Source organism: Bradyrhizobium manausense, assembly GCF_001440035.1.
GTDB lineage: Bacteria > Pseudomonadota > Alphaproteobacteria > Rhizobiales > Xanthobacteraceae > Bradyrhizobium > Bradyrhizobium manausense.
Map to the genome: position 1 here is coordinate 79921 of NZ_LJYG01000105.1, position 7441 is coordinate 87361.

The 7441-nt window shown below is 57.8% G+C and carries 3 protein-coding genes; all 3 read right to left on the minus strand.

What is annotated here, in order from left to right; genetic code table 11:
- Positions 1 to 5: 5 nt before the first annotated feature.
- The 3 genes from AOQ71_RS29185 to AOQ71_RS29195 are packed head-to-tail and all read right to left on the minus strand — an operon-like array spanning position 6 to position 7430.
- Complete coding sequence (locus AOQ71_RS29185; protein ID WP_057754087.1) at positions 6 to 1031, minus strand: phytanoyl-CoA dioxygenase family protein; 1026 nt, start codon at positions 1029 to 1031, stop codon at positions 6 to 8.
- Positions 1028 to 2038, minus strand: a complete 1011-nt coding sequence (locus tag AOQ71_RS29190) for a TauD/TfdA family dioxygenase (protein ID WP_083514570.1) — start codon at positions 2036 to 2038, stop codon at positions 1028 to 1030. Before AOQ71_RS29190 ends, AOQ71_RS29185 begins: the two co-directional genes overlap by 4 nt.
- The gene (locus AOQ71_RS29195; protein WP_347336718.1) at positions 1977 to 7430 is read right to left on the minus strand and encodes a condensation domain-containing protein; all 5454 of its coding nucleotides are present in this window, start codon (positions 7428 to 7430) and stop codon (positions 1977 to 1979) included. Before AOQ71_RS29195 ends, AOQ71_RS29190 begins: the two co-directional genes overlap by 62 nt.
- Positions 7431 to 7441: the final 11 nt, after the last annotated feature.

Below are 7441 nucleotides of genomic sequence, written 5' to 3' on the forward strand. Positions count from 1 at the left end.
CCGGTCTAGTCGAGCCGCGCAAGTAGCTCATCGCGACCTATGACACGGTTTGCATGATTGAGATTCTTGCCCCCGACCAGAACACAGGCGTGCTGACTCACGTCAAGATTTGATCCGTCAATCGGCCTAGAGTCGGCGCGAAAGGCGTAGACGGTTGTGTCAGAGGGCGTGAAACGCGCATTAATGCCGAGTCGCCGCCTTTGGCTATTGTTTGCCGATGAACCATGCATCGTCCGCTCATAGAACATCACGAATGAACCTGCTGGCATTGGGACGGAGACTATCTCATGCTCGGCCGGATCGAAGCCTAGGGTGACAGCTCCCTTCTCAGTCTGAAGACGACCGATAACATGGGCTCGCGCCTCCTCAAGACTCATCCTGGCAGGATCAATAGTATCGAAATAGAGAGCGGTATCAATATCAAGCACAAGTGCATTCGAACGCGCGCGTCGCACAAGCTCCTCGACTGTGTCGATCCCAAGAAAAGGATCAAGGAAAAATTCCGATTGGACAAGTGGCTCCATTGCAATGGGGAAGCGTCGATGATGAGAGCGTCGAGCGAAACGCACCGGTCCCATGTCGGCATCAACATCGTCTAGCGCTACCCAAACAGTTAGGTTCCAAGGCAACTCCGCTCGTTTCGCGGTAGGCCGCAGGGCGGGTCTGTCATTGCCGATCTCCTCGCCGTTAAAGGCTCCCCACTCCTGGTGCCATCCGAGCGGACCCTCGCCAGGCGGCTTACAGAAGATCTTGGAACGCCACATAAGCAGGTTTTCATCCAGGATTTGCGCCGCACGCGAGACGATTGCTTCGCAGGAAAGAATCTCAAGCAGCCCACGATTTACAAGATGGTAATCTCTCACCGAAAAACGGCCATAGAGAGGGTTCGGACGCCGCTCAAATAGAACGTCGTCGACGTAGGAAGCGGCTTGAGCCATTCTTTCGCGCGGTATCCCTGTATCGAAGGGCCCTGCGAATCCGTCGCGCTGAATGGTCTCATAAACGGTGTTTGTAATGCCGTTGGACTTCATATGTTGATCTCCGACTCTGAGAGATTCGCTGAGAGTGGACTAACCATGACAATGTGGTGCCTCGGCCCCACGAAAGGAGCGCGTGCATGGGACGTGCGAACGTTGTCGACGATTAAGACGTCACCCGATTCCCAGCTAAATGTGAACGCGGCGCGGCACTGGGAGTCGTGAATGGCAATAGCCCACGAGTCGGGAAGCGGCGCGCCACTACCAAGCGTGACGTTGCGCGGCATTCTTCCGCCGCAGATATCGGCCATCTCGGTACGCAGATCCGGATCAAGAAAGACGGGGTGATGAAGTGCGATCTGTTGGAAAAGACATGATTGGCCATTCGCGCGAGAGAGAGTCGCAGGTCGGCGAGAAACGGTGCAAAGCACATCATCGTTATCCCACTGAAGGGTTAATCCTTCTGCGATTCCGCGCTCCATGGCCTTTGCGCGATCGTCCGTTCTGAAGAAGTTCTGCCACAACACATCAAGTCCGGGAATGAAAGCTCGCTCGTAACAAAGTCCCTCGCTTTGTAGAGCGCGAGAAATCTCTGGTCGCAATGTCGATAGCGCGAGGAAGTTGTCAGACAGCGGTGTCGCACCGCCCGCAAGCGCCGGCTGAATGCAACCAAATGCAATCAGCCTCGGCGCTCTCGCCATATGAGAGGCCTCGCTATGAAAGAAAATCGATTCGGAAGGTGGATACTGCGTTGTACGGAAGACACCTGGCCAACCCTCGTCAGGTAAGTCGCCGTAATGGACCGCAGTAGCTATACCGAGTTCCGCAATCGTCGAGGAAAAGCTCTCGGCGTCTATGACCCCGGTGTTGCGCAATAACGCAAATCCCCTTTGCACGAGTAGCTCCTTCACAGCGAGTCGCAAAGGAGCAAAACAGCCAGGACTAGATCCGCCAGCTATCCGAAGCGCCGGGATCTGCCGAGGCTCGATTGATCCGAGATCAAGCATTTGCACCCGCCTCCACGCGCAAAATGAAATTCTCGAGGATCGCTCGTGCAACATTCTCGTCGAGCGCGCCGGCGCCGTATGTGAGGCGCGTGATGAGCCCGCCGCCTTCGTCGCGAGATACGGAAAACTTGGTCCGGCTCCTCCGGGGGGCGATCGAGTGCCGCAGCACAGCTCCGTGGGGCCAAAGTCGAGTAAGGGTTGGAGCGGCTTCTCGATAGGAAAAGGCGATTGCAGCGGGATCCTGCCCAAGTACTTCAGCGGCGGGCGCTCGAAACAGTTCCGTCAACTTGGCCGCTGCGGCGAGAGCGCTGCCAGCCAGATCCTTAGCCGGTTCATCGAAAACTAGTGGAAGGTCAGCCGTTAGCGGGCCGATCATGTCGTCGCGCCACTCCTCTGGCAGGAAAGGTCGCAAACTTGCGGCACAGCCTATGATTAGTCGTTCCGCTCCTATCTCGCGCTGGAAGGCAGTAGCAAGCTGACCGAGTAGCAAGGCCGCAGGTGTTACTCCGAGATCAGCCGCTACCGAGCCGAGCGCCCGCGCTTCCCCTACGCTCCACCTACGCTCCAGGTAGCGGGTTGGTTCGCACTGCGGGGATACGGACTCGCGGTCATTGTAAGACCTTTCACTGCCCACGATTGTCCGCTCGTATTGTGCCCAAGTAGCATAATCTGGCGCCATCGAAAGATCGCCGCGACTCAGCCCCGACACAACATCGCGCAAAAGTATCGTCAGTGAGTCGCCGTCAAAGGCGAACGGATGTGCTCGGAGGAGCACATGTGTGACCTGGCTGCCCTCACAAAATGCTGCAAGTGCCAATGGTCCATCGCGTTCGAGATCTAGCGGAGTAGAAATCTCTGTTACCAGAGCCCTTGCATCCGACGGACGCCGTATTAATGCAGCTGGCCCGGCAGCTCCGACGACCCGTCCGTCGCGATCGAACTGCCGCATCAGTATGGGATGTCTCGCGCAGGCACGAAATATGGCTTCTTCAAGTACAGCCGTCGCAATCGGGCGTCTTAGCTCGATGGCGAACCCCATGTGCGCGTTTGCCATGTTCATCCGCATTGTCGAGCGTAGGATCGCCGCTTGGGTGGGGCTCGGTAGCCCGGCAGTTGCGTTAGAGCCAGCGGACGAGAGTTCCGAAAAACATAAGCGGGACTTGCTGGAGGAGGCCGCGAGATTAGCGACTTCGTCCACAAGCGGACCAAGGCGGCGTAACTCGAATATCCGGATGACGGGCAGCGTGACCCCGAATTCGCGAGATAACGCTGCCGCAAGCCTCGCCGCCATCAGCGAATGGCCGCCGCGCTCGAAAAAATCGGTTTCACGTGCGAACGGCCCCGGACCAAGCAAGTGCTCCCAAATGTCCGTCATCACCGCTAGGGCAAGGTCACCTTGAGCACGCGAATGGGAAAACGCTCGGTCGTCTGGATCGAACGTGCGAAGCGTCTCCTCATCGATTTTGCCGCCTGAACGAGTAGGAATGTGATTCAGAAACACTAGTCGAGCGGGAACCATTTGAGCAGGCAAGTGGGCGGCAGCGTGTCGCAAAAGCGGGGCGCGGTAGGTACGCGCTCTCATTCCAAACATGGGATCATTGGCGTGCTGCGCGGGGACCACTTTTTTCGGGAAGCGAACGCTGGGAACCACCGCAAGTTGCTTAGCGCCGCCGACCAGCACAGCATCAAAACGTGCTGGATCGGAATTCACCAAAAGGATGAGTTCGAGGCCAAGCCGCCGTGCTAGGGCAAGAAGGTCCGAGGGATCGACCCCGGTATCAGACAGGCGCCGATTATGTACGTCAACTAAGCGAACCGATCCGCGCAGATCGCGGAGGCACGACGCCAAATCAGCAAGTCCCTGATCGCTCAGCTGCATCAAATCTTCCGCATCACAATCCCCCTCCGCAGCACGGTCGTACAGCACGTCAAAGCGATAATTTGAAAGTTCGTTGTCGACGACGGCGTGCTTTAGAAGGATACTTGGTGGCTTCGCAAAGCGAGTTGACCTGCCAATACCCAGGAAGAATTCGGGTGCGAGATGCAACTCCTCATCGTTCATACGAGCTCGGGTCACGAGACGTCGCAGTTCTTCGCCGCTCGGATCACCACCTATGCGCTTTCGGACTGTCCTTTCCCAGAAGGACTCGCTGAGACGGAAATCGCGTATATCGCCCACGAACAACCGGCCGTTGGGAGTAAGACTTGCGAGCAGTTGCTCAATGAGTGTCTGCGCGGTTACCGAGTCGGGGAAGTACTGCAGGACGGAGTTGACCACTATCAGATCGAATAAGCCATTGAAATCGGAGCCCCTCGGGTCGGTAGCGTCAACCTTGAACACCTTTAGCTTTTCGAGCCCGCGCCGCTGCGCCTCTTCGGAAAGGCGCGCAACAGCTACGGCTGAGCTGTCGACAGCAACATAACTTTCCGCTTCGGGTGCGAGTTCAAGAGCGATGAGCCCGAGACCGCTGCCAATTTCTAGCACCCGACCCAAACGCCGTCGGCGCAAAGTCGAGAGGGTCTCATCCAACCAAAGGTCCATCTGATCGCGGGGGATGTCTTCCCCGCTCGCCGTTTCAGTCCATCCGGCATAGTTACGAGGCGAAGTCGGCGCGCCTCGGAACAGCCCGTCGAACAATTCTCTCCATGCCGCGGTGTGCGCGGATGCATCGACTTTCATCTGCGAACCCGGAACCACACATGCGCCCAGCACTCCATCGCTACCGATGAAAGCATGGCATTTCTCGACGCCCGGGAAGCGCGAAAGCGCGTTCTCGATCTCCACCAATTCCACGCGCATGCCATTAATTTGTACCTGCCGGTCAATACGCCCGGCATACTCCAACTCTCCCGTCTCTAACCATCGGGCTCTGTCCCCGCTACGATACCAGCGGCGATCGCCGCTACCGTAAAGATTAAGGATGGGAAATCGCCCGGTCGTCTCCTCCGGGTCATCCAGATAGCCGTCAGCAAGGTAGGTACCGCCGATAACGACCTCCCCATATGCGCCGATCGGCGCAAGATTGTCAGAGCGATCGAGTATGGCAATATCTACACCAGGTATCGGCCGACCAATCGTCACACAGTCAGGTGCGCGGTCGTAAATCGCAGTCGTCGCGTTGATCACAGCCTCGCAGGGACCATACTGGTTTGCAAAGCGCGCTTCAGTAAATTCGAAGTGGCGAGCAGCGAGCCTGGGAGGACAAACGTCGCCACCGGTAATCACCAACTCAAGATCTGGCAATCCTGTGCGCGGCCATCTTTCGTAGAGCGAGGCAAGCACTGTCGGAATTGTGTCCAGAACCGCAACACGGGAGAGGGCGAGGCGCTGGGCAAGGCCGGAACCGTTTCCAAGCAGATCCAGTGGAATGAAGTCGACAGTTGCACCCCGTGTGATCGGCCAAAATAAGGACGACAGACCGCCGTCGTAATTGAGGCTGTAACAATGGGCGAAATTCATTCCACGAGCGAGAACTCCAAACAAGCAATCATTGGCGTCAAGACGTGCCGCGAGCGCGGCCTGCGATACTAATACGACTCTTGGAGACCCTGTCGTTCCGGAGGTGAAACTCGCGTAGGCCGGATCGCTCGACTCAAACCGCGCTGGAACAGGACACTTCCCCTGCATGATCTCCTCGATCCGCACTGTCCGGAGCCCATCAACCTCGGGGGAGACGCCTGAGGCGTTTGTCAAACACCATGTCAGCTGGATAGTCTGAGCGAGGAGGTCCCTGCGAGCCGGCGGATAGCCTGGATCTAGATAGACCGGGATTGCGCCCAGCCAATGAGTGGCAAAATAGCCAAACGCAGCCAAAGGCCCTCGTTCGAGAAGCAGGCCGACGCGATCACCTGCGCCGACGCCTGCGCGAGCCATCGCGCCGGCTAACGCCTCGATGCGCTTAGCGAGAGTCCGGTAGGAAACGGGCGGGCCAACACCCTTCATCGCGACGATCTCTGGGTGAGATCGCGCATGATCCATCACCCGCTCAAGCGGCGTGCGCGAGCGCGCACCATCTTGGAAAGGACCACGCGCAAACCCGGCAAGCATGTAGTCTTCGTTCGCGGAGAGCAGTGAAATTGCACGTATCGGTGCGTCGGGCCGGGCGAGAAGTCTTTCGAGTAGGGTAACAAATCGATCGATGATCCGTTTCGCCGTATGGCTGTGGAAGAGGTCGGTCGCGTATTCCAGTTCTCCGTGGATGATGTTCGCGTTCGCGTCGTCCCACATTTCGAGGCTTAAGTCGAACATTGCACCGGTCGGCGGCAGGCGGATACGTTCGCCGACCGCTCGGCCGAGACGTAGCTCCTCGCGAGGAGTTGTCTGCATTGCGAACAGGACTTGGAATACAGCCTGATAGTCAGAGCGTCGATCAACCGCCAAGCGTTCGACCAAAAGTTCGAAAGGCACATTCTGGTGCTCGAATGCGCCAATGAAAGTTTCTCGCATTGCCTCGAGGTGACTGGTGTAGGAGCCGATTTCAGGCAGCCGGCTGCGAATCGCGAGCGCGTTCACGAGAAAGCCCACCAACTTTTCTGTCTCGACACGATTGCGGTTTGCAATCACCGTACCAACGACGATGTCATCTTGCTCGGAAAGGCGATGGAGAAGCGCTGCGTATGCGGTGAACAAAACCATAAAGACCGTCGCACCAGTCCGACGGGCATGATCCCGCACGCAGGCGGACTGATGCGGTGACAGTGAAAATACGATCTTCTCACCGCGCCACGTCCGTCGAGCCGTGGGCACCTTATCATGCGGGAGAGCCACAATCGGAGGTGCGTTCTGCAGAATGTCAAGCCAGTAGGCGATACCGGCCTCGTAAGCCCCACGTCGTTGCCTCGCACGCTCGTCAGCCACTAAGTCGTAGTAGTCGACTTGAAGTGGTTCCACGCCTCCAGATTCGGGGTCTAGCCGCGCTGCGTACAAAGCCGCGAGATCGCGTGTTGCCACGAGCATTGACCAGCCGTCGCAGACAATATGATGCGCGACGAGGCTAAGGAGATAATCATCATCACCTAACGTGCCCAGCAGTACGCGCGCCAGTGGCGCACTGGACAAATCAAACAGTTCGTTACGGACCGCAATTATCGCTTCTACAGCCTCGTCGAGAGAGTTAAAAAGCCCGAGATCTTCAAGCGGCGCATTCCCGGGTGGACGTACAACAGCGATCGGCTCACCGTCGCGGTCCGGAAAGTTCGTGCGAAGCGGCGCGTGGCGCGCGAAAAGGTCCATAATCGCTCCTTCGAGGACCAAACGATCGATAGGTCCCCTAAGGCGCACAGCATGGGCTACCGCATACACGGCCTCGGCCGTCCCCAAGCGCTCGATGAACCAGAGCCGTCGTTGCGCAAAGCCAACTTCAGCCGTCGCAGGATCTGTACGACGCCGGATAGGCTCCAGCCCGTCGGATGATATCCCTGGTTCATTGCGCAGCGCGGCAGCTATTGCGGCGGGGG

Bases quoted from the DNA above. Each gene is read 5' to 3' on its own strand.
- AOQ71_RS29185 (WP_057754087.1), bottom strand. From the start codon at position 1,031: ATGAAGTCCAACGGCATTACAAACACCGTTTATGAGACCATTCAGCGC.
- AOQ71_RS29190 (WP_083514570.1), bottom strand. From the start codon at position 2,038: ATGTTGCACGAGCGATCCTCGAGAATTTCATTTTGCGCGTGGAGGCGG.